This window comes from Streptomyces sp. NPDC050658, from assembly GCF_044457025.1.
Lineage (GTDB): Bacteria > Actinomycetota > Actinomycetes > Streptomycetales > Streptomycetaceae > Streptomyces.
In genome coordinates this window covers 279,259-300,945 of the sequence record NZ_JBITGM010000006.1, presented here as the reverse complement: position 1 = coordinate 300,945, position 21,687 = coordinate 279,259, and the positions used below count along the sequence as shown (strand labels likewise).

General features: G+C 71.3%; 19 protein-coding genes. 6 read left to right on the top strand and 13 right to left on the bottom strand.

From position 1 onward, the window contains the following. Positions 1-1,185 (bottom strand): pyruvate dehydrogenase (acetyl-transferring) E1 component subunit alpha, encoded by a 1,185-nt coding sequence (gene pdhA / locus ACIBKX_RS22665; protein ID WP_363270250.1) that lies wholly within the window; start codon positions 1,183-1,185, stop codon positions 1-3. 381 nt (positions 1,186-1,566) lie between these two features. Between pdhA (ACIBKX_RS22665) and ACIBKX_RS22660 the strand changes: the two genes are divergently transcribed. The 3 genes from ACIBKX_RS22660 to ACIBKX_RS22650 all read left to right on the top strand — a co-directional run bounded on the left by ACIBKX_RS22660 (position 1,567) and on the right by ACIBKX_RS22650 (position 3,805). Further along, on the top strand, positions 1,567-2,229 hold the full coding sequence (locus ACIBKX_RS22660) for a response regulator transcription factor (protein ID WP_363270251.1): 663 nt from the start codon (positions 1,567-1,569) through the stop codon (positions 2,227-2,229). Positions 2,230-2,258: 29 nt separating this feature from the next. After that, a complete protein-coding gene (locus ACIBKX_RS22655; RefSeq protein ID WP_363270252.1) occupies positions 2,259-3,203 on the top strand; it encodes an NADP-dependent oxidoreductase in 945 nt (314 codons plus the stop codon). 161 nt (positions 3,204-3,364) lie between these two features. Next, positions 3,365-3,805, top strand: a complete 441-nt coding sequence (locus tag ACIBKX_RS22650; protein WP_363270253.1) for a pyridoxamine 5'-phosphate oxidase family protein — start codon at positions 3,365-3,367, stop codon at positions 3,803-3,805. 159 nt (positions 3,806-3,964) lie between these two features. Here ACIBKX_RS22650 and ACIBKX_RS22645 read toward each other — a convergent pair whose 3' ends face one another. Then, positions 3,965-5,548: a protein kinase gene (locus ACIBKX_RS22645; RefSeq protein ID WP_363270254.1), complete on the bottom strand. Its 1,584-nt coding sequence runs from the start codon at positions 5,546-5,548 to the stop codon at positions 3,965-3,967. 291 nt (positions 5,549-5,839) lie between these two features. On the opposite strand from ACIBKX_RS22645, the gene ACIBKX_RS22640 reads away from it, so the two are divergent. After that, complete coding sequence (locus ACIBKX_RS22640; RefSeq protein ID WP_363270255.1) at positions 5,840-7,486, top strand: protein kinase; 1,647 nt, start codon at positions 5,840-5,842, stop codon at positions 7,484-7,486. 73 nt (positions 7,487-7,559) lie between these two features. On the opposite strand, the gene ACIBKX_RS22635 is transcribed toward ACIBKX_RS22640, so the two are convergent. The 9 genes from ACIBKX_RS22635 to pdhA (ACIBKX_RS22595) form a co-directional block, all read right to left on the bottom strand. Further along, positions 7,560-8,102: a bacterial proteasome activator family protein gene (locus ACIBKX_RS22635; RefSeq protein ID WP_363270256.1), complete on the bottom strand. Its 543-nt coding sequence runs from the start codon at positions 8,100-8,102 to the stop codon at positions 7,560-7,562. Positions 8,103-8,188: 86 nt separating this feature from the next. Continuing rightward, positions 8,189-8,566, bottom strand: coding sequence for a hypothetical protein (locus tag ACIBKX_RS22630; RefSeq protein WP_363270257.1), 378 nt, complete (start codon positions 8,564-8,566; stop codon positions 8,189-8,191). A 124-nt stretch (positions 8,567-8,690) separates the two neighbouring features. Beyond that, the gene (locus ACIBKX_RS22625; RefSeq protein ID WP_363270258.1) at positions 8,691-9,668 is read right to left on the bottom strand and encodes an NAD(P)H-quinone oxidoreductase; all 978 of its coding nucleotides are present in this window, start codon (positions 9,666-9,668) and stop codon (positions 8,691-8,693) included. Between the two features lie 34 nt (positions 9,669-9,702). Then, complete coding sequence (locus tag ACIBKX_RS22620; RefSeq protein ID WP_363270259.1) at positions 9,703-10,815, bottom strand: potassium channel family protein; 1,113 nt, start codon at positions 10,813-10,815, stop codon at positions 9,703-9,705. Next, positions 10,812-12,353, bottom strand: a complete 1,542-nt coding sequence (locus tag ACIBKX_RS22615) for a molybdopterin-binding protein (RefSeq protein WP_363270260.1) — start codon at positions 12,351-12,353, stop codon at positions 10,812-10,814. The genes ACIBKX_RS22620 and ACIBKX_RS22615 overlap by 4 nt, the downstream gene beginning before the upstream one ends. Beyond that, a complete protein-coding gene (locus tag ACIBKX_RS22610; protein WP_363270261.1) occupies positions 12,350-13,264 on the bottom strand; it encodes an NTP transferase domain-containing protein in 915 nt (304 codons plus the stop codon). The genes ACIBKX_RS22615 and ACIBKX_RS22610 overlap by 4 nt, the downstream gene beginning before the upstream one ends. Before the next feature lie 70 nt (positions 13,265-13,334). Continuing rightward, positions 13,335-14,780 carry a dihydrolipoamide acetyltransferase family protein gene (locus ACIBKX_RS22605; RefSeq protein ID WP_363270262.1) on the bottom strand — a complete coding sequence of 482 codons (1,446 nt, stop codon included), beginning with the start codon at positions 14,778-14,780 and terminating at the stop codon, positions 13,335-13,337. Further along, entirely contained in the window at positions 14,780-15,808 is a 1,029-nt protein-coding gene (locus tag ACIBKX_RS22600; protein WP_363270264.1) for an alpha-ketoacid dehydrogenase subunit beta, read from the bottom strand. Before ACIBKX_RS22600 ends, ACIBKX_RS22605 begins: the two co-directional genes overlap by 1 nt. Next, the gene (gene pdhA / locus ACIBKX_RS22595; RefSeq protein WP_363270265.1) at positions 15,805-16,977 is read right to left on the bottom strand and encodes a pyruvate dehydrogenase (acetyl-transferring) E1 component subunit alpha; all 1,173 of its coding nucleotides are present in this window, start codon (positions 16,975-16,977) and stop codon (positions 15,805-15,807) included. Before pdhA (ACIBKX_RS22595) ends, ACIBKX_RS22600 begins: the two co-directional genes overlap by 4 nt. A 205-nt stretch (positions 16,978-17,182) precedes the next feature. Between pdhA (ACIBKX_RS22595) and ACIBKX_RS22590 the strand changes: the two genes are divergently transcribed. Beyond that, entirely contained in the window at positions 17,183-17,692 is a 510-nt protein-coding gene (locus tag ACIBKX_RS22590) for an Lrp/AsnC family transcriptional regulator (RefSeq protein WP_399376006.1), read from the top strand. Positions 17,693-17,694: 2 nt separating this feature from the next. On the opposite strand, the gene ACIBKX_RS22585 is transcribed toward ACIBKX_RS22590, so the two are convergent. Beyond that, positions 17,695-18,282: a TetR/AcrR family transcriptional regulator gene (locus ACIBKX_RS22585; RefSeq protein WP_363270267.1), complete on the bottom strand. Its 588-nt coding sequence runs from the start codon at positions 18,280-18,282 to the stop codon at positions 17,695-17,697. Beyond that, a complete protein-coding gene (locus tag ACIBKX_RS22580) occupies positions 18,279-19,790 on the bottom strand; it encodes a 3-hydroxyacyl-CoA dehydrogenase (protein ID WP_363270268.1) in 1,512 nt (503 codons plus the stop codon). Before ACIBKX_RS22580 ends, ACIBKX_RS22585 begins: the two co-directional genes overlap by 4 nt. Before the next feature lie 195 nt (positions 19,791-19,985). On the opposite strand from ACIBKX_RS22580, the gene paaN reads away from it, so the two are divergent. After that, on the top strand, positions 19,986-21,677 hold the full coding sequence (gene paaN / locus ACIBKX_RS22575; protein ID WP_363270269.1) for a phenylacetic acid degradation protein PaaN: 1,692 nt from the start codon (positions 19,986-19,988) through the stop codon (positions 21,675-21,677). Positions 21,678-21,687 lie beyond the last annotated feature (10 nt).

Here is a 21,687-nt window from a genome sequence, read left to right as displayed (position 1 = left end):
TCACTTACCGCCCTCGTCCGCGAACGACGCCTGGTAGGCGGCGAACTGCGCGCGCTCCTCGTCGACGAGCGCGTGCCCGTCCGCGTACGCGTTCTCGAAGATCGCCATCAGATCCGGATCCGGCATCGCCCGCACCACCTCTCGCACTCGCTTTCCCAACGCCTCGCTCTCCGCCTCGAGTTCCGCGAAGAATCCCTCATCAGCGTGACCTTCGGACTCCAGGTAGGTCCGCAGGCGCAGGATCGGGTCCTTCGCCTCCCAGGCCTCGCGCTCCTCGTCGCGGCGGTACTTGGTCGGGTCGTCGGACGTGGTGTGCGCGCCCATGCGGTAGGTGAACGCCTCGATCAGCGCCGGTCCCTCGCCCGTACGGGCCCGCTCCAGGGCCCACTTGGTGACCGCGAGCACGGCGAGCACGTCGTTGCCGTCCACCCGGACACCAGGGAAGCCGAAGCCCTGGGCGCGCTGGTAGAGCGGGACTCGGGTCTGCTTCTCGGTGGGCTCGGAGATCGCCCACTGGTTGTTCTGGCAGAAGAACACGACAGGCGCGTTGTAGACCGCGGAGAAGGTGAACGACTCGGCCACGTCGCCCTGGCTGGAGGCGCCGTCCCCGAAGTACGCGATCACGGCCGAGTCCGCGCCGTCCTTGGCCACGCCCATCGCGTAGCCGGTGGCGTGCAGGGTCTGCGAGCCGATGACGATCGTGTAGAGGTGGAAGTTGTTGCTGTTCGGGTCCCAGCCGCCGTTGTTCACGCCGCGGAACATGCCGAGCAGATTGGTCGGGTCGACCCCGCGGCACCAGGCGACGCCGTGCTCGCGGTAGGTCGGGAAGACGTAGTCGTCGTCACGGGTGGCCCGGCCCGAACCGATCTGGGCTGCCTCCTGGCCGAGCAGCGAGGCCCACAGGCCCAGCTCGCCCTGGCGCTGCAGGGATGTGGCCTCGGCGTCGAAGCGGCGGGTGAGGACCATGTCGCGGTAGAGCCCGCGCAGTTCCTCGGCGGTGATGCCGGCGACGTACCGGTCGTACTCGGCGTTCTTGACCCTCTTGCCCTCAGGGGTCAGCAGCTGTACGAGCTCGGGCTCCGTGCCCTTCTTCGGCTTCGGCGCGGCCTTCTTGGCGCTGGCGCGCTTCCCGCCGCTCGTACTGCTGCGGCGCGGTGTGCGCGCGGCGGTGCTCTCCACGGTCACGTGTGCTCCTCCGTCGGTCCGGCCCCCGGGATTACCGGGTAAGCCAGTGCGGCTCGCCTGATCCGTGCCCGCGCACGGGGTGGGTACGACTCGGCCGGGAACAGGCGTGACAGGTGCCCCGGCGAGCGCCCTGCACAATGCACGTTACCCAGTGCCTCCCATTTCTGTGAAACCCCATCTGACCTGCGAATTTGCTTGGATTTCCAAGTATCCGACTGCTTGGATTTCCGAGTAAATCGAGAAAGACGGGAACACTTCCTGGTCACAGCACTGATCACAGCCTGGCAGGGGGCCGGAACACCGGCACGTTATCCCGGCCACCCCGAGTACGGGAAGAGTTCAGCTCGGGCACCCGAAGAGATCGTGTGTGAGACTGACACCGTGCGCGAAGACGGAAAAATTACGGTATTCCTCCTCGACGATCACGAAGTGGTCCGGCGTGGAGTCCATGAGCTGCTCTCCGTGGAGTCCGATATCGAGGTCGTCGGCGAGGCGGGCACGGCGGCCGACGCCCTGGTCCGGATTCCGGCCACACGACCCGATGTGGCCGTTCTCGACGTACGACTTCCGGACGGCAGCGGAGTCGAGGTCTGCCGTGAGATCCGTTCGCAGAACGAGGACATCAAATGCCTGATGCTCACCTCGTTCGCCGATGACGAGGCCCTCTTCGACGCGATCATGGCGGGCGCCTCCGGCTATGTCCTGAAGGCCATTCGCGGCAATGAGCTGCTCACCGCCGTACGGGACGTGGCCGCCGGAAAGTCCCTGCTCGACCCGGTCGCCACCGCCCGCGTCCTGGAGCGGCTGCGCGACGGGAACAACTCCAAGGGCGACGACCGGCTCGCGAACCTGACCGAGCAGGAGCGGAAGATCCTCGACCTGATCGGCGAGGGCATGACCAACCGCGCGATCGGCGAGCGGCTGCATCTCGCCGAGAAGACGATCAAGAATTACGTCTCCAGCCTGCTCTCCAAGCTGGGCATGGAGCGCCGCTCGCAGGCGGCCGCGTATGTGGCGCGGATGCAGGCCGAGCGGCAGCACTGACCCACCCCGCACCCGGAGGGCGATCCCCCATGCGAGCCGTCGCGGTCAAGGCGTTCAAGGGCGAGCCCGAGCTGATGGAGCTGCCTGATCCGACCCCGGGTCCGGGCGAGGTGCTGGTCAGGATCGACTACGCCTCGCTGAACCCCTTCGACTGGCAGGTCACCGAAGGCTTCCTGGACGGCCGGGTGCCGCATGTCTTCCCGCTGGTCATGGGCGTGGACTTCGCGGGCCGGGTGGCGGCGCTGGGCACCGGAACGGAGCGTTTCGCGGTCGGTGACGCCGTCTTCGGGCAGGCCTCGCGGCCGCCGATCGGTGCGGGGAGCTATGCGGAGTACGTGACGATTCCGCAGGACTCGGTGATCTCCGCCGTCCCCGCGGGGCTGAGCCTGGAGAGCGCGGCCGTGCTGCCGACCGCCGGGATGACGGCGGCGCAGATCCTTCAGACCGCGGGCGTGCGCGAGTGCCAGAGCCTGCTCGTCGTGGGCGCGACGGGCGGCGTGGGCACCCAGCTGACGCAGCTCGCGGCCGCCCGTGACGTGCGGGTCCTCGCGGCCGTGCGGGGCGAGGAGAAGCACCGGATGGGCGCGCTCGGGGCCGCCGTGACCATCGACAGCACCTCGCGGGACCTGGCCGCCGCGGTCCACGACGAGTATCCGGAGGGCGTGGACGCCGTGGTCGACCTGGTCTCCGGCGACCCGGAGTCCTTCACCGCGTACGCCGTCCTGGCCAGGGACGGCGGCGTCGCCCTCAGCACGCGCGGCGCCGCCGCCCCGGAGCGGGCGCCGGCCGGGGTCGAGGCCGTCGACTTCGACCTCGCCGCCAGCTCCGAACTCCTCGACATCCTGGCCGCCGCGGCCGTCAAGGGCGTGCTCAAGGTCCCGATCGAGGCGGAGGTGCCGCTGGAGCGCGCGCCGCGGGCGATCGCCAAGGCGCGGGGCGGCGGGGCGCGGGGGAAGACGGTGCTGGTGCTGTGAGTGCCGTGTTCCTTGAGTGCCGCGCCCCCGACTGCCGCGTTCCTTGAGTGCCGCGTTCCCGACTGCCGCGTTCCCAAGTGCCGCGTAGGGACTTACGTCCCGTTTCCCTAAGGGCGGGGTCCTCTGTCCGGGCACCCCGCCCGTGCCCGATGGTGGATGCCATGCCCACCGACGAACAGGACGAACAGGACGAACGGCTCGCCTTCGAGCTGCTCGGCCGTACCGACTACGGCCGGGTGGCGACGAGCATGCGCGCACTGCCCTTCCTCGCCGCGGCCCGCCACATCGTCGTGGACGGCCGCATTCTGCTGCGGATGCACAAGGGATACGGCTACCACCAGGCCTGCATCGGCAGTGTCGTCGCCTACGGAGCGGACAACCTCAACTCGGCGAGCACCCGCGCGGGGCAGTGGACCGTGCAGTTCGTCGGCGTCTGCGAGGCCGTCGAGCCGACCACCGCCGAGCTCGAACTCTTCGGTCCGGGGCCGCACTACGTGGACGGCGAGCTCTACGACCCGGTCTACCTCCGCATAGAGCCCCAGCTGGCCACCGTGCACACGCTGCACGGCGGACGGGACCGGGAGCTGCAGCGGCTGCTGTAGCCGGGCGGGGCGGCATCGACGTACACGAGAAGCCGCGTACACAAGTAGCCGCGTACCCGAGAAACCGCGTACCCGAGAAGCCAGAAAACGCAGCACGCGCGCGTGGAGCCCGGAAGGGCCCTACGCGCGCGTGCTGTCTGCTCTGTGCCGGCTCGGCGATCAGCCGTCCACGCCGCCGTCCACGCCCCCGTCGGCGCCGCCCGTCGGCGGCGTCGGGTCGTCCGTCGGCTCGGTCGGGTCGTCCGTCGGCTCGGTGGGCTCGTCGGTCGGCTCGCCCGTCGGTTCGTCGGTCGGCTCGCCCGTGGGCTCCGTCGGCTCGGTCTCGGTGGGCGTCGTCGGGGTCGACGGGTCGGCGGTGGGCGTCGAGGGGGGCGTGTAGTCGCCCGTGCCGCCCGTGCTGTCGCCCGGCAGCGTCTCCTCGTCCGACGTCTCCTCGTCCGGGCTCTTGCTCGGCTCCTTCGACTCCGACTGCTTCGTCGGCGCCTTCGTCGGGGTGTCCTTGTCCTTCGTCTTCCCGTCGCCGGCCGTCAGCGCGTACGTGACACCCACGGCGATCGCGATGACCGCGAGCACGGCGAAGATCCACATCTTGCCGCGGCCGCCCCGGCCGTTCCCGTCCCGGTGACCGCCGTCGAAGCCGCCGTCGTCACCGCCCGGCGGACGCAGCATCGGGCCCGGGATCTGCGCGGTCCCGGAGTCCCCGGGGTGCTGCATCGCGGTGGTGCCCGCGACGCCCATCGCCGGGGTGTTGCCGCCCTCGTGCATGCCCGCGACATCGACGGGACCGGTGTTCCAGGTCCCGGTGTGGCTGCCCTGCTCGCCCAGCATCTGCAGCCCGTACTGGACCAGGCCGCGCATCTCCTCGGCCGTCTGGAACCGGTCGTCCGGGTCCTTGGCGAGCGAGCGCATGACGAGCCCGTCCAGCTCCGGCGGCGCCGCGTCCGAGGCCTCGGACGGCGGCACGGGGATGTCCTGGACGTGCTGGTAGACCACGGAGAGCGGCGTCTCACCGGTGAACGGGGGACGAAGGGCGAGCAGCTCGTAGAGCAGACAGCCGGTCGCGTACAGGTCGGAGCGGTGGTCGACGGCCTTGCCGAGCGCCTGCTCCGGGGAGAGGTACTGGGGCGTGCCCATGACCATGCCGGTCTGGGTCATCGTCGACTGGGCGCCGTGCAGGGCGCGCGCGATGCCGAAGTCCATCACCTTCACCGCGCCGGTGTTGGTGATGATCACGTTCGCGGGCTTGATGTCGCGGTGCACGATGCCGTGCTGGTGCGAGTAGGCCAGGGCCTCCAGGACACCCGACACGATGATCAGGGCCTGCTCCGGACCCGGCGCCTCCGCGTTGATCAGCAGATCGCGGATCGTCCGGCCCTCGACGATCTCCATGACGATGTACGGGACGACGTTCGGCCCGACGACGTCTTCACCGGAGTCGTACACGGCGACCACGGCGTGATGGTTGAGCCCCGCCACCGACTGCGCCTCGCGTGTGAAGCGGGCCTTGGAGACCGGGTCCTCGGCGAGGTCGGAGCGGAGCAGCTTCACGGCGACCGTACGGCCGAGACGTACGTCCTCGGCCGCGAACACCTCGGCCATGCCGCCACGGCCGAGTCTGCGGGTCAGCCGGTACCTGCCGTCCCCGACAAGTCCGCCATTACCCCACATCTCCGGCGCGTCTGACATACCGCCGCCAGTCGCCTCGGGGTCGGACGGGCCCTGAGCGCGCTGCGTCTGTGCCATCAGTCCTCGCCGTCGTTTCTGGTCGTGGTGCTTGGTGGTACTGGGGGAACCCGGGCCACGCTACAGCCTTCACGCGGCGCGCCGGTTCGAGGTGGACCGGACATCAAACCCGCCATGGGGCTTCACACGCAAACTTGTAACGCTTCCGAGACGCTTCTTGCGCGTACGGTCACGGAACGGGCATCGAGCTTGACGTGTCAGTGCCCTCGGGCAGACTTGGCCAGGAATAGCGGGAATCGATCACCGACCGCGGAGCCGTCCGGCACACCGCGCCGATGGGGGACGCACGACATGAGCAGCCAGGACGGCGCACAGGGACGGTATGCGGGGCGCTCGCTGGCCGGTGGCCGGTATCAGCTGCGCGATCTTCTCGGTGAGGGCGGCATGGCCTCCGTTCACCTGGCGTACGACTCCGTTCTCGACCGCCAGGTCGCGATCAAGACGCTCCACACCGAGCTGGGCCGCGAGCAGTCCTTCCGCGAGCGCTTCCGCCGCGAGGCCCAGTCGGTGGCCAAGCTCACGCACACGAACATCGTGTCGGTCTTCGACACCGGCGAGGACGACCTCGACGGCGCGACGATGCCGTACATCGTCATGGAGTACGTCGAGGGCAAGCCGCTCGGCTCCGTGCTCGACGCCGCGGTCACCCAGTTCGGCGCGATGCCGACCGACCAGGCGCTGAAGATCACCGCCGATGTGCTCGCCGCGCTCGAGATCAGCCACGAGATGGGCCTGGTCCACCGCGACATCAAGCCCGGCAACGTGATGATGACGAAGCGCAACGTCGTCAAGGTCATGGACTTCGGCATCGCCCGCGCCATGCAGTCCGGCGTCACCTCCATGACGCAGACCGGCATGGTCGTCGGTACGCCGCAGTACCTGTCGCCCGAGCAGGCCCTCGGCCGCGGCGTCGACGCCCGCTCCGACCTGTACTCGGTCGGCATCATGCTCTTCCAGCTGACCACCGGCCGGCTGCCCTTCGAGGCGGACTCCCCCCTGGCGATCGCGTACGCGCACGTCCAGGAGGAGCCGGTCGCCCCGTCCTCGATCAACCGCTCGCTGCCGCCGGCGGTCGACGCGATCGTGGCCCGCGCGCTGAAGAAGAACCCGAACGAGCGTTTCCCGACCGCGGAGGCGATGCGGGACGAGTGCCTGCGCGTCGCCCAGTCCTTCCAGGCTGCCGCGCCGAGCATCGTGCCGGGCGCCCAGACGAACAGCGGCGCGGGCGTCGGCTCCGCGGTCTTCCCGCCGGTCGACACCTCGGCACCGCAGGGCGGCAACGTCCAGACGCCGTACCAGCCGGGTCCCTACGGCCCGGCGACGCCGGCCCCGGCCCCCGTGACGCCGGGGTACGGCTACCCGCAGCAGAGCGGTTACCAGACCCCGGCGCCCACGAACGCGTACGCCCCGCAGCAGGCCGCGCAGACCCCGCCTCCGTACACGCTCTCGCCGCAGCCCGCGCAGACGTCCGTGCAGGGCTCGGGCGGCTCGGGCTCGGGCGGTGGCAAGCGGAACATGCCGGTGGTCGTCGGCTCGATCGTCGTCGCGCTGCTCGCCATCGGCGGTGTGATCGCGGCCGTCTCGATGAGCGGCGGGGACGAAGGCGGCAAGGACCCCCAGGAGAAGAAGTCGGACGCGCCGGTCGCGGGTCACCGTGGTCCCGACCGGACCAAGACCATCGAGACCAGCGAGTGCACCGAGCCGGACACGGCGTACAACGACGAGAACAAGATCAAGGTCCCGGACTTCACGTTCCGGGACTGGAAGTCCGTGCAGAAGTGCCTGCAGGCCGCCGGCTGGCAGTACGACAAGCGCGACATGGACGAGAACACCTACGGGGAGGACACGGTCATGCAGCAGTCCCCCAAGGAGGGTTCGGACGTCGACCCCGACGACGTGGACATCGAGTTCACCGTCTCGACGGGTGACCCGGCCTGATCGGCCGCGGTAGCTGACGCGAAGGGCCCGGTCACCAGGACCGGGCCCTTCGCGTTCTGTCCGCCAACCCTGTCTAGAGGTACGGCCCGCCGGAGCGGCCCGCGACCCCGCCGTCCTCGTCCTCCTCGCCGCCGCCCACGCCGGGCGGCAGCGCACGGCGCATCTGCTCCAGCTGTGCCCGCGCCGCCATCTGCTGCGCGAACAGGGTCGTCTGGATCCCGTGGAAGAGTCCCTCGAGCCAGCCCACGAGCTGCGCCTGCGCGATCCGCAGCTCCGCGTCGCTCGGCGTCGTGTCCTCCGTGAAGGGCAGGGAGAGCCGCTCCAGTTCCTCGACGAGCTCGGGGGCGAGGCCGTCCTCGAGCTCCTTGACCGAGCTGGCGTGGATCTCCTTGAGGCGGACCCGGCTCGCCTCGTCCAGAGGAGCCGCGCGCACCTCCTCGAGCAACTGCTTGATCATGCTGCCGATGCGCATGACCTTGGCCGGCTGTTCGACCATCTCCGTCACCGGGACCTCGGGGGAGTCATCGTCTCCGCCGCCGCCGAGCGCCATTCCGTCCTGGCCGACGACCAGGACCTGGGGGCTCTCGGGCGACCGTTCGTTCCTCGGCATCTCCATGCCGCCATTCTCTCGCACCCGTACATCACACATCGGTGGTGCCCCCATTAGCCGCTGATCCACCGTGTACGAACGTGCCGGTCCTGTCAGCCGCCGCGCAGCCGCACGGCGAAGAACCCGAGGCCGAGGCCGATGAGGAGCAGCCCGCTGCCGAGCGGAAGGAGCCGCAGGCCCTCGGTGACGGGCCCCGCGGCGGCCTTCCGGGTGGCGTCGGAGGCGGTGGTCCGCACCGGCTTGTGCACCGGCTTCGGCGGCTGGACCGGCACGGACGCCGAGGGGGACGGGGGCGGGGGCGGCGGCGGATCCGCACGGCCCGGCCGCGCTCTGCCTTCGCCGGGGACACTTCCGGCGAAGGTCTCGCTGGGGGCGGGCTCGGCGGCGTACGCGGAGACGTACGAGGAGGGAAGCACCGTCGCGGCCAGCAATGCCGCCGAGATCACCAACGGCCTGAGTCGTGGAGTCACCGCGCTGACCCCCTCCCGCTACCGGATCGCCGAGATCAAGAGAGATCACTGCAAGAGATCACTGAAGCTGCATCAAGCGTCACATAGCGATACAACCCCGGCAACGGGAGCGCCCCGAGGGGCTTCAGCGCACCAGCAGCACCTTCCCGATGTGCCGGCTCTCCTCCAGTACCCGATGCGCGGCCGCCGCCTCAGGCATCGGCACAGTCCTGTCGACGATCGGCCGGACATGCCCCGCCCCGATCAGCGGCCACACATGCTCCCGCACCGCCGCGACGATCGCCGCCTTCTCCTCCAGGGGACGCGCCCGCAGCGAGGTCGCCGTGACGGCGGCCCGCTTGGTCAGGAGCGTGGCGATGTTCAGCTCGCCCTTGATGCCGCCCTGCATGCCGATGATGGCGAGGCGGCCGCTGGTCGCGAGCGTCTGGACGTTGCAGTCCAGGTATTTGGCGCCCATGTTGTCGAGGATGACGTCCGCGCCCGCGCCGTCCGTCGCGTTCTTCATCTCCTCGACGAAGTCCTGCTCGCGGTAGTTGATCAGGACGTCCGCGCCGAGTTCCCGGCAGAAGTCCAGCTTCTCCTTGCTGCCCGCGGTGACCGCCACCTTGGCGCCGACGGCCTTCGCCAGCTGGATGGCCATGGTGCCGATGCCGCTGGAGCCGCCGTGCACGAGGAACATCTCGCCGGGCCGCAGGTGCGCGATCATGAAGACGTTCGACCAGACCGTCGAGGTCACCTCGGGCAGCGCGGCCGCCGTGACGAGGTCGACGCCGTCCGGCAGGGGCAGCAACTGCCCCACGGGGACGACGACTTTCTCGGCGTAACCGCCGCCCGCGAGCAGCGCGCAGACCTCGTCGCCGATCTGCCAGCCGGAGACGCCGGTGCCGATGCCCGCGACGCGGCCCGAGCATTCGAGTCCCGGGTACGGGGACGAGCCGGGCGGCGGGTTGTAGAAGCCCTGGCGCTGCAGCAGGTCGGCGCGGTTCACGGCGCTGGCCGCGACCTCGACCAGCACCTCGCCCTCACCGGGCACGGGATCGGGGACCTCGGCCCATACGAGCGCTTCCGGGCCGCCGGCTTCGGGGATCGTGATCGCATGCATGCGGCGAGGCTACTCCCCGGCGGTTCCGGTCCGGCTAGGTGCGGATCCCCCCGCCCGGCGGCCCCGGACGGGACTCGGGTGTCACCGCGGCCTTCGGGGAGGCCCGCACGATGGTGATCAGACGGTCCATCAACTGGAGCTTCCCGACGGCCGGATCGTCGTAGCCGAGGACCCGGTGCCCGCGCACCACGCTCACGACCAGATCGTCCGTCTCCCGTACGCCGAGCCCCACCTCGGCCTTTATCACCGGCCGTTCGACCAGATCGAGCCCGCTGCCCTGCTGGATCAGGTCCTCCATGACCATGCCCGCGCTGGGACTCAGGCAGGACAGGCCGAGGAGCCGGCCGGCCGCACTGGCGCTGGTGATCACTGCGTCGGCGCCGGACTGCCGCAGCAGCGGCGCGTTCTCCTCCTCCCGGACCGCGGCCACGATCTTCGCGCCGCGGTTCATCTGCCGGGCGGTGAGGGCGACCAGGACGGCGGTGTCGTCGCGCTGCGTCGCGATGATGATCTGGCGGGCCCGCTGCACCTCGGCGCGGAGCAGCACATCGCTGCGTGTGGCATCGCCGACGACCCCCGCGTATCCCTCCGCGGTGGCGGCGTCGACGACCTTCGAACTGGGGTCGACCACCACGATCTGCTCCGGCTTCAGACCGGTCGCGGTGACGGTCTGGATCGCGGAACGGCCCTTGGTGCCGAAGCCGACGACGACGGTGTGTTCACGCAAGTTGGACCTCCAGCGGGACAGACGCCATTCCTCTCGCGTCCGTTCCGTGAGCACTTCGAGGGTGGTGCCGACCAGGATGATCAGGAAGAGCACGCGCAGCGGCGTGATCAGCAGGATGTTGCAGAGCCGCGCGCTGTCGCTGTACGGGACGATGTCGCCGTAACCGGTGGTGGAGAGCGTGACGGTGGCGTAGTACGCGGCGTCGAGGAAGTCGAGCTTCTCGTCGGAGTTGTCGTGGTACCCGTCCCGGTCGACCCAGACGATGAGGATCGTCAGACCGAGCACGAAGAGCGCCATCAGGAGTCGCTTGCCGACCTGTCGGAGCGGGCGCTCGACGACCCGCTTCGGCAGCTTGACCCGGTGGGTCACCAGATGTTCGTCGGGGTTGCGGGCGATCGCGTCGTCGCGGTGAAGTTTCACGTGAAACACTCCCCGGTCGCATAGCCGCCCACTTCGGGCACGGCCCACGGCAGATCGAGAATCTCCAGCTCCTGCCCCTGCCGCGCGCCACCGGGCGGGATGACCGCGAGCCCCTCGGCCACGGCGACCCCCCGCAGCATCGCGGGCCCGTTGTAGTGCAGCGGCAGCGCGTCGTCGCCGCGGAGGGTGACGGGGACGAGCCGGGTGTCGTGCGGGTGCCCGTGGACGTCCTCTCGTACGACAGCCGTGTACGTCGATGCCGCGGGGCGCCCCGAGAGCGTACGGAGCAGGGGCTCCGCCAGGGTCAGCAGTCCGGAGACGGCGGCGAGCGGATTGCCGGGCAGGCCCACGAGATGCCGGTCGGGGCTGATGCGCGCGAGCAGCATGGGATGGCCCGGACGCACCGCGACGCCGTCCACGAGGAGTTCGGCGCCGATGCGGCGGAGGGTGGGATGGACGTGGTCGACGGGCCCGGACGCGGTGCCGCCGGTGGTGACGATCAGCTCCGCGGTGGACGTCGTGATGGCCTCGTACAGCGCCTCGGCGTCGTCACCGAGGCGGCGTACACCGATGACGTCCACGCCGAGCGAGCGCAGCCACGGCGGCAGCATGGGCCCGAGCGCGTCCCGGATGAGCCCTTCGTGGGGAAGCCCCTCGGTCAGCAACTCATCGCCCAGGACGAGCACTTCGGCACGCGGCCGGGGCACGACCGGCAGCACGTCGTACCCGGCGGCGGCAGCGAGGCCGAGCACCGCCGGGGTCACCGTGGCGCCGGACGGCAGGAGTTGATCCCCGGAGCGGCACTCCTGGCCGCGCGGCCGGATGTCCTGCCCGTGCGCGACGTCGCGCTGCGGGTGCAGCCGCCCCTTGTCGTCCGTGATGCCGTGCTCGCGGCGGATGACGGCGGTGGCCTCGCGGGGAATCCGGGCCCCGGTCGCGATCCGCACCGCCTCTCCGTCGGCGAGGGACACGGTCTGCTCCTGCCCGGCGAGAATCCCCTCGTCCAGGACCTTCCAGGGGCCGGGCCCCGCGACGACCCAGCCGTCCATCGCCGAGGTGTCGAAGGAGGGCAGGTCGGTGAGCGCGACGAGCGGCGCGGCGAGCACGAGCCCGAGCGCCTGGTCCAGAGGGAGGGACGCGGGGGCCGTGCCGGAGCCGACGGGGCGGGGGGCACGGGCCGCTACGGAGCGGGCTGTGGGCCAGGGGGTGGTGTCGTGATGGGGGGTGTGGGGGGCGTGCGTGACGTGGGTGGTGTGAGGGGCGGGCGCGGTGTCGCTCGGGGAGCCGTGGCCGGTCCGTGCGCCGCTGCCCTCCGCGTCGGGGATGCCCCGGCCCGGTTCGGGCGTCGCGTCGCCCCTGTCTCCGTGGGCTGCCGCCCCGCCCCGGCCGTGGTCGTGACAGCCCGCGTCAGCCACCGCGCTCCGTCCCTCGCCGCCGGGCGCACCCGCGGCGAGCCGGCCCGTCCGGCGGCCGTAGTCGTCATTCACCAGGGCGAGCGCCTCGTCGAGCTCGGCGTCCGGCGCGGGCTGCCCGCTCATCCGGCGTCCGGCCGTGTGGCGGACGGCGCTTCCGACGCTCCGTCGGAGTCCGCGGCCTCCTCCGCCCACCGTGCGGCCAGTGCCGCCGCCTTGCGGGACGCCTCGGCCACCGCTTCGGGCCCGCCGCCGGACGCGGCGGCCGCGTAGCCCACGAGGAACGTGGTCAGCGGAGCCGCGGGCCTGGCCACACCGTGGGCCGCGTCGCGCGCGAGGTCGAGCAGGAGGCCGGTGTCGACGTCGAGCTCGATGCCCAGTTCGTCCTTGACTGCGGAAATCCATTCATCCAACACGTGCCCATGCTCCCTGATGCGCGCCCGGGCGGCGGCGATGTCGTCCCAGGTGTCGCAGTCGAAGGAGGCGACGGGGTCCGCGACGCGGGTCAGCGAGAGCCGCGTGGTGAGCAGCCGCAGCGGAAGCCCCGTCAGAGCGCCGTGCTCCGCGGCGAGCGCCTCCGTCTCCCGCCGCAGCGAGGCGCTCCGATAGGCCGCGACCAGCGGCTGGTCCCGACCGCCGGGATCGGTGAGGACCGCACCGTCGACCGCCTCGTCGGCCAGTGCGTCGACCAGCCGCCGGACCGTCTGCTCCCCCAGGAACGGCAGATCGGCGGAGAGCACCACCACCCGCTCGGCCGCCGTGCGCCGCAGCCCGGCGTCGAGCGCGGCCAGCGGCCCCGCGCCTGCGGGCTCCTCGCGCGCCCACAGCACCGGGCGGGCGGTCGGCCGGGGTTCGGCGACGACGACGGAGACGCCTGCGTCGGCACACGCGCCGAGCACGCGGTCGAGCAGCGCCCGGCCGCCGACCCGGACGCCGGGCTTGTCCGCCCCGCCGAGCCGTCTGGCGCCGCCGCCCGCGAGCACTACGGCGTCGTACGAGGCGGTCGCGGCGCCGCCCGAGGCCCTTTGCGCGGTCATCCCCCGAGTATGGGCGCACGAAGGATCAATTCCACCCCCCTTGTACGGGGAGTCACTCCTGTACCGGGCGTCACACCTCCCGCAGCAGCACCGCAGGCTGCTCCACGCAGTCCGCCACGAAGCGCAGGAACCCGCCCGCCGTGCCACCGTCGCACACCCGGTGGTCGAAGGTGAGCGACAGCTGCACGACGTGCCGCACCGCCAACTCCCCCTGGTGCACCCACGGCTTGGGCACGATCCGGCCGACCCCGAGCATGGCCGCCTCGGGGTGGTTGATGATCGGCGTGGACCCGTCGACCCCGAACACGCCGTAGTTGTTCAGCGTGAACGTGCCGCCCGTCAGCTCTCCGGGCGTCAGCTTCCCGTCCCGCGCGGCCTCCGTCAGGCGGATCAGCTCGTCGTTGACCGAGGCCGTGGTCCGCGCGTGTGCGTCGCGCACCACGGGGACGACGAGCCCGCGGTCGGTCTGCGCGGCGAAGCCGAGGTGGACGTCGGCGAGCCGGACCACCTCGCGCGTGGCCAGGTCGACCGTGGAGTTGAGCATCGGGTAGCGGGCCAGGGCGGCCACGCTGATGCGGGCGAACAGCGCGAGGAGCGAGATCTTGCGCGCGTCGCCCTCCTTCGCGGAGGCGCCCGCGGAGGCGCCCGCGGAGGCGTTCATCGCGGCACGCGCCGCGAGCAGTTCCGTCGCGTCGGCGTCGACCCAGCAGGTGGCCTCCGGTATCTCGCGCCTGCTGCGGGACATCTTGTCGGCGACGATGCCGCGGATGCCGGTCAGCGGGTAGCGCACGTCAGCCGCCGAGGAGGACGCCGCCAAGGACGCCGAGGAGGACGCCGGGGAGGACGCCGGGTGGCTCACCTCGACCGCCGGCGCGGGAGCCTGTACGGGCGTCTGTACGGGCGTCTGTACGGGCGTCTGCGTGACCGTCCGCCGTACCGCGATCGCCATCTCCACGTCGGCCCGCGTGATCAGCCCCTCCGGGCCCGTGCCCGCCAGTTCCCGGAGCTCCACGCCGTTCTCCCGCGCCAGCTTGCGCACGAGGGGCGAGATCACCGGCACGGGGCCCTCCGCACGCACCGGCTTCGGCTGCGGTGCGGGTGCCGGCTTCGGCTGCGGTGCGGGTGCAGTGGACCGCACCCTCCTGCGCCGCGCGGGCGCCGCCGCCGTGCCGTACCCGACCAGGACGTTGCCGGACGACTCCGCTTCGGCCGCCGCCTGCAGCGCCCGGTCCGCGGGCTCTTCCGGAGCCGGTGCCGACACAGGGGCCGGAGCGCCGACGGCGACCGTCAACAGCGGGGCACCCACCGGGAGTTCCGTGCCCTCCTCACCGAAGCGGGCCGTCACCACACCTCCGTACGGGCAGGGCACCTCCACCATCGCCTTGGCCGTCTCCACCTCGACGACCGGCTGGTCCACGGCGACGACATCGCCGACCCGCACCAGCCAGCGGGTGATCTCCGCCTCCGTGAGCCCCTCACCGAGGTCGGGGAGTTTGAACTCGAGGACCTGCGCCATCAGCTCTCCGCCTCCCACTGCAACCGTGCGACCGCGTCCAGGATCCGGTCCACACCCGGCAGATGATGCTTCTCCAGCATGGGCGGCGGATAGGGAATGTCGAATCCCGCGACCCGGAGCACCGGCGCCTCCAGGTGGTGGAAGCACCGCTCCGTGACGCGAGCGGCGATCTCCCCGCCGGGTCCGCCGAAGCCGCCCGACTCGTGGACGACGACCGCGCGGCCCGTGCGCCGCACCGAGGCGCACACCGTCTCGTCGTCGAACGGCACGAGGGAGCGCAGGTCGACCACTTCGAGGTCCCAGCCCTCGGCGACCGCGGCCTCGGCGGCCTCCATGCAGACGGGCACGGACGGGCCGTACGTGATCAGGGTGGCGCTGCGTCCGCTGCGCCGCACCGCCGCACGGCCTATCGGCTCGACGGCCAGGGGCGCCTCCGGGTTCCAGTCGGCCTTGGACCAGTAGAGACGCTTCGGCTCCAGGAAGACGACCGGGTCGTCGGAGGCGATGGACGCCCGCAGCAGTCCATAGGCGTCGGCGACCGTGGCGGGCGTGACGACATGGAGCCCCGGAGTCGCCATGTAGTACGCCTCGGAGGAATCGCTGTGGTGCTCGACGCCGCCGATGCCACCGCCGTAGGGCACGCGCACGGTGATGGGCAGCGGCATCGCGCCCCGCGTGCGGTTGCGCATCCGCGCCACGTGCGAGATCAGCTGCTCGAAGGCGGGGTAGGCGAAGGCGTCGAACTGCATCTCGACGACGGGCCGCAGCCCGTACATCGCCATGCCGACGGCCGTCCCCAGGATGCCCGCCTCGGCGAGCGGCGTGTCCGTGCAGCGGTCCTCGCCGAACTCCTTGGTGAGCCCATCGGTGACCCGGAAGACACCGCCGAGTGCCCCGACGTCCTCTCCGAGGACGTGCACGGTCGGGTCCTCGGCCATCGAGTCGCGCAGGGCGCGTCCCAGCGCCTGCGCCATGGTGGCCGGTTTGCCGGCCTTCTTGCCGGTCCGTTCGGCCGCGAGCGTGCTCATCGCGCGTTCTCCTCGCCCTCGGCGCCGTGTCCGGCCTCTGCGGCTCCTTCTTCGGATGCCTCCAGCTCGGCGCGCAACTGCGCCGCCTGCTCCCGCAGTTGCGTGGTCTGCTCGGCGTACACGTCGGTGAAGAGGTCCATGGGGTTGAGCTCGGGCTCCCGGTTCATGCGCTCACGCAGGTCGGCCGCCATGGCCTCGGCGTCGTCGCGGGCCACCTGCATCCCGTCCTCGTCGAGCAGTCCGCGCCCGGTCAGCTCCCGCTCCAGGAGCAGGATCGGGTCGTGGTCCCGCCAGGCCTCGACCTCCGCGTCGCCCCGGTAGCGCGTCGCGTCGTCGGCGTTCGTGTGGGCCTCCATCCGGTACGTCACCGCTTCGACCAGGGTGGGGCCGCCGCCCTCACGTGCGCGGGCGACCGCTTCGGCGAGGACGTCGTGCACCGCCGCCGCGTCGTTGCCGTCGACCAGGCGGCCCGTCATCCCGTACCCGACGGCCTTGTGGGCCAGGGACGGGGCGGCGGTCTGCTTGGCGAGCGGCACGGAGATCGCGAAGCCGTTGTTCTGCACCAGGAAGACGACGGGCGCCTGCCAGACGGCCGCGAAGTTCAGCGCCTCGTGGAAGTCGCCCTCGCTGGTGCCGCCGTCGCCGACCATGGCGAGCGCGACCACGTCGTCGCCCTTGAGGCGCGCGGCGTGCGCGAGGCCCACGGCGTGCGGAAGTTGGGTGGCGAGCGGGGTGCACAGGGGAGCTATGCGGTGCTCGCGCGGGTCGTACCCGGTGTGCCAGTCGCCGCGCAGCAGGGTCAGCGCCTGCACGGTGTCGAGGCCGCGGGCGACGGCGGCGAGCGTGTCGCGGTAGCTGGGGAAGAGCCAGTCCCGCTCCTCGAGGACGAGGGCGGCGGCCACTTCGCAGGCCTCCTGGCCGGTGCTCGACGGGTAGACGGCGAGCCTGCCCTGCTTGGTGAGGGCGGTCGCCTGCGCGTTGTACCGACGCCCGCGGACCAGCTGTGCGTACAGGCTGCGCAGCAGCTCCGGGTCGGCCTTCCCGGCGGCTTCCGTGCCCAGGACGCGGTAGGGCTCCGCGTCGGGCAGCAGCGGCGCGGGATCGGTCCTCGGCTGCCAGGTGGGTGGCGGGGTGGGCCGGTAGACGCCCCGCTGCTCCATGACCGTCATGTCGGCACCTCCAGGTGGAAGCGGTCTCCTCGTGGGAGCGGCAAAAGAGGCGCGGCAATGTGAGGCGCCTCACCTACCGATTGTTCGGTCGTCGGCACATTTTGGCTACAGGCACCTCCAGCCTGTGGACAAACGGTTCTCCACAGCCTGGGATGGATGCAGTACGTCCATGGTAGGGAGGCGGGGGGACATGGCATCTGAACAAATGGCCGACGGGCAGGGCGGTGACCGCCCGGAGCCCCGGCCGGGCGACCGTCAGGAGGGCGTCCCCCGCCCCCTGGACGCGATCGACCGGGACATCCTGCAGATCCTGCACACGGACGGTCGCGCGTCGATACGTTCCGTGGCCGAGCGCGTCCATGTGTCACGTGCCAACGCGTACGCGCGGATCAACCGCCTCATCGACGACGGCGTGATCCGTGGTTTCGGCGCCCGGATCAACCATGAACGGGCAGGCCAGGGCGCCTCCGCCTACATCACGCTGAAGATCGTCCAGAACACCTGGCGCACGGTGCGGGAGCATCTGCGCACGCTGCCCGGCGCCTCGCACATCGCGCTGGTCAGCGGCGACTTCGACGTACTGCTCCTGGTGCACACACCGGACAACCGCGCCCTGCGCGAACTGGTCCTCACCCGGCTGCAGTCCATCCCCGAAGTGCTCAGCACGCGTACGTTGCTGGTCTTCGAGGAGGACGACCTGGAGCCGGAGGGCTGACCTCAGTTGCGCAGCCCCGCGAAGGCCAACTGGACGACGGCGTCCGCGACTTCCTCCCCGGACACGGCACCGCGGGCCTCGGGCCGATACCACTCCACGATGGAATTGATCATTCCGAAGAGCAGCCTGGTGGCGAGGCGCAGTTCGAGGTCCGAGCGCAGGTCGCCGTCCGCGACGGCTTCCTTGAGCAGCTCGGCGACCTGCTGGTCGAACTCCCTGCGCCGCTCCATGGCCCACCGCTCGGTGTCCGTGTTGCCGCGCACGCGCAGCAGCAGCGTCACATAGGGAAGTTCGGCGATCAGCACCTCGACGGTGCGGCGCGTGACGTGCTCCAGGCGCTGGACGGCGCTGCCCACGCGCGCGTGCTCCTCGCCGAGGATCCCGAAGAGCCCGTCGAGCGCCCGGCTCACCGCGCGGCGCAGCAGCTCCTCCTTGCCCGCGACGTGGTGGTAGATCGACGACTTGGAGATGCCGGCCGCCTTGGAGAGGTGCTCCATGGAGGTGCCGTCGTAGCCGCGCTCGTTGAAGACCCGGACGGCCACCGAAAGCAGCGTCTCCGGGGTGTACGTGTCCCGCCTGGCGGTGGTCATGAGTACTCCTCTCGCACGGCCTGGCGCCGCAGGGCCTGGGACGGCGCGTACCGCCCGGTGGGGTACTCGTCGCTCAGCAGGTCGAGCGCCTCGACCACCCGGTACGCGGTGAGGCGGCGGCCCCATTCGACCGGTCCGAGCGGGTAGTTGACGCCGAGCTTCATGGCGGTGTCGACGTCATCGGCGTCCGCCACCTCGCGCCCCACGGCGTCGAGGGCGAAGTCCACGAGCATCCACACCGTGCGGGCGACGATCATCCCCGGGGTGTGCCCGATGACGCTGACCTTCTTGCCGAGCGCCTGGAAGAGGCCGACCGCCTCGCGCAGTCCCTGCTCGCCGACCCTGCTCGACGGGGACAGGGCGATGCGTGTCGCGGCCCGGTAGTCGAGTGCGAGGTCGAAGTGGACCGTGGGGTCGGCCGCCGCGTCGGCAGCCATGCCGTCGGCCAGGGCGAGCCGTGTGCCGTTGGGCAGCTCGATGAGGCCGGGGGAGTTCGGGGCACCCTGTCCCCGCGCGATCCGGATGCCCGCCTGCCCGATCAGGTCGAGCAGCGCGTCCGCCGGGAAGAGGTCCCCGTGGACGGTGACGGACTCCGGAGCGGCCTCGGGCCCCGCCGTGTGCGGTTCCGGGCGCGGGGCGTCGTCTCCGTAGGCGTACCAGCCCTGCCCCGACTTGCGGCCGAGGCGGCGCGATTCGACGAGGCGGCGCTGGGCGAGCGACGGCGTGAACTTGGGGTCCTGGAAGAAGGACTCCCACACGGAGCGGGTGACCGCCTCGTTCACGTCCTGGCCGATGAGGTCGGTGAGTTCGAAGGGACCCATCTTGAAGCCGCCGCACTCGCGCAGCACGGCGTCGATGGTGGCCGGGTCGGCGACCCGCTCCTCGTACAGCCGCAGCGCCTCGGCGTAGAAGGGGCGCGCGATGCGGTTGACGATGAAGCCGGGGGTGTCCGCGCTGCGCACGGGGGTCTTGCCCCAGGCCTTCGCCGTCTCGTACGCGCGCGTGGCGGCCGTTTCCTCGGTCGCGAAGCCGCTGACGACCTCGACGAGGGGGAGCAGGGGCGCGGGGTTGAAGAAGTGCAGCCCGACGAAGCGGCCGGGCTTGTCGAGGGTGCCCGCGATGGCGGTGACGGACAGGGACGACGTGTTGGTGGCGAGGAGGCAGTCCTCGGCGACGACTCCTTCGAGTTCTTCGAAGAGACGCTGCTTGACGTCCAGTTGTTCCAGGATCGCCTCGATGACGAGTCCGCATCCGGCCAGTTCCGCGAGGCTCTCGACGGGCGTGAGGCGGTCACCGGCGGCGGCGCGGGCCTCGGCCGTGAGCCTGCCCTTCTCGACCAGCCGGTCGAGGCGGGCGGCGATCGTGCCGGCCGCTTTCTCCGCCTGGCCCCGGACGGCGTCGTACAGCCGCACGGGGTGACCGGCGAGCAGGGCCACCTGGGCGATGCCCTGCCCCATCGTTCCGGTGCCGACCACGGCCACCGGGCTGCTGGGCTCGAGTGCTGTCATGCTCGCGATCCTCCCGCACGAGGTGTCCGCCGGCGGGTGCGGGGTGCCCGGCGGGAACTTGTCCACAGGTACGGCGGACCCCCTTGCCCCGACCGATCGTTCGGTTACTCTAGCTCTGACTGTCTGTTCCTGCCCACTGCCCTGCCCGGCTCGCCGGCTCGACGAAGAGCCGGCTCGACGAGGAGTTGGTCCGATATGGCCGCCGAACTCACCGCGCACCAGCTGATCGCCACCCACCGGCCCACGCTCGACCAGGCGCTGGAGACGATCCGCACGCGCGCGTACTGGTCGCCGCACCCCGAGCACCCCAAGGCCTATGGAGAGAACGGCAGTCTGAGCCTGCCGGAGGGCAAGTCCGCCTTCGACGCCCTCATGGGCACCCGCTTCGACCTCGACCAGCCGGGCACGGACGACTGGGTGGGCGGGGAAGTGTCGCCGTTCGGGCCGGAGTTGGGCATCACCTACCCCCACCCCGACATCGAGGCGCTGCTGCCCGCGATGAAGGCCGGGATGCGTGCCTGGCGCGACGCGGGCGCGGAAGTGCGCGCGATGGTCTGCCTGGAGATCCTGGGGCGCATCAGCGCGCGCACGCACGAGATGGCGCACGCGGTCATGCACACCAGCGGCCAGGCCTTCATGATGGCCTTCCAGGCGGGCGGCCCGCACGCGCAGGACCGCGGCCTGGAAGCGGTGGCGTACGCGTACGTGGAGCAGTCGCGCACCCCCGACGTCGCCGAGTGGACCAAGCCCCAGGGCAAGCGCGACCCGATCGCCCTGGACAAGCGCTTCACGCCCGTGGGCCGCGGCATCGCCCTCCTGATCGGCTGCAACACGTTCCCGACGTGGAACGGCTATCCGGGCCTCTTCGCCTCCCTGGCCACCGGCAACCCGGTCCTGGTGAAGCCCCACCCGCGCGCGGTGCTTCCGCTCGCCCTGACCGTCAAGATCGCCCGCGAGGTCCTCACGGAGGCGGGCTTCGACCCGAACCTGGTCTGCCTTGCCGCCGAGCGGCCCGGCGAGGGCATCGCCAAGACCCTCGCGGTCCGCCCCGAGATCAAGATCATCGATTACACGGGATCGACGGCCTTCGGCGACTGGCTGGAGACCAACGCCCGCCAGGCTCAGGTCTACACGGAGAAGGCCGGGGTCAACACGGTCGTCATCGAGTCGACCGACAACTACAAGGGAATGCTGGCCAACCTGGCCTTCTCGCTCTCCCTGTACAGCGGCCAGATGTGCACGACCCCGCAGAACCTGCTCATCCCGCGCGACGGCATCGCGACGGACGCGGGCCCCAAGTCGTACGACGACGTGGTGTCCGACCTGGCCGCCTCCGTGAGCGGCCTGCTCGGCGACGACGCCCGGGCGAACGGCATCCTGGGCGCCCTGGTCAACCCCGACGTGAAGGCCCGCCTGGAGGCGGCCTCCGGGATCGGTGAAGTCGCCCTCGCGTCGAAGGAGATCGCCAACCCGGAGTTCCCGGACGCCGTGGTGCGCACGCCCGTGATCGTGAAGCTGGACGGCGCGAAGCCGGACGCCGAGGCGGCCTACCTGAGCGAGTGCTTCGGCCCCGTCTCCTTCGCCGTCGCCGTCGACTCCGCGGCGGACGCCGTGCAGCTGCTGCGCCGCACGGTGCGCGACAAGGGAGCGATGACGGTCGGGGCGTACACGACGTCGGGCGATGTGTCCGAGGCCGTGGAGGAGACCTGCCTGGAGGAGTGCGCGCAGCTCTCCTTGAACCTCACGGGCGGCGTCTATGTGAACCAGACGGCGGCGTTCTCGGACTTCCACGGCTCGGGCGGCAACCCGGCGGCGAACTCGGCGCTGTGCGACGGCGCGTTCGTGGCCAACCGCTTCCGTGTGGTGGAGGTGCGCAGGGACGCCTGACGGCTCCCGG